Origin of the sequence: Streptomyces alkaliphilus, from assembly GCF_014141535.1 — a bacterium.
GTDB classification, from domain to species: domain Bacteria; phylum Actinomycetota; class Actinomycetes; order Streptomycetales; family Streptomycetaceae; genus Streptomyces; species Streptomyces alkaliphilus.
Map to the genome: position 1 here is coordinate 1 of NZ_VKHT01001579.1, position 699 is coordinate 699.

The 699-nt window shown below is 69.1% G+C and carries 1 protein-coding gene; it reads left to right on the forward strand.

Annotation, left to right across the window (positions count from 1 at the left end; genetic code table 11):
- Positions 1-34: 34 nt before the first annotated feature.
- The coding region (locus tag FNQ90_RS25785) for a potassium channel family protein (RefSeq protein ID WP_182608510.1) at positions 35-699 on the forward strand (665 nt) is incomplete at its 3' end.

Genomic DNA, 699 nt, shown 5'->3' on the forward strand with positions numbered 1-699 from the left:
CCCCTCCTCCGCGTCCCGCGATCGGTCGGAACCGATGCTCCGGGACGTCCGGTTCCGCGACCTCGCCCTGTTGCTCCTCGTGGTGGCGGTCCTCCAGTTCGGTTATCCGATCACCCTGTACGGGGCGTTGTGGAACGCCCTCTACACGGTGCTGTACGCCGGGATGATCGCCTTCGGGCTGCGCACCGTGCGCACCGAGGGACACCACATGCCGCCCGTGGTGGGGGTCGCGATCATCTTCTCCTGCTTCGCGGGGTGGTCGGTGGTGGACCGCGACAACACGGTCGCGGAGCTGGGGCGGCACCTGTCCATCGCGGCGTTCCAACTGCTGCTGATCGTCTCCCTGGTGCTGTTCGTCTTCCGTCGGCACCGCCGGCCGGGGCCGGAGTTGATCCTGGCGGCGATCTCGGTCTACCTGCTGCTGGGCGCCTTCTTCGCCGCATGCTTCATGGCTATGGAGTTGTCGGCGCCGGGCAGCTTCACGGATCTGGCCGCGCCGGACGAGGCGATCGACTGGTCGTTGTTGATGTACTTCGGCTTCGTGACCCTGGCGACGGTGGGGTACGGGGACGTGGTTCCGCTCGCCCCGTGGGCGCAGGCGCTGTCGGCCATGCAGGCGGTGACGGCCACGCTGTTCCTGACCACGGTGATCGCGCGGCTGGTCGGCGTCTACACGGTGGCGCCGCGCGGGGGCGACGG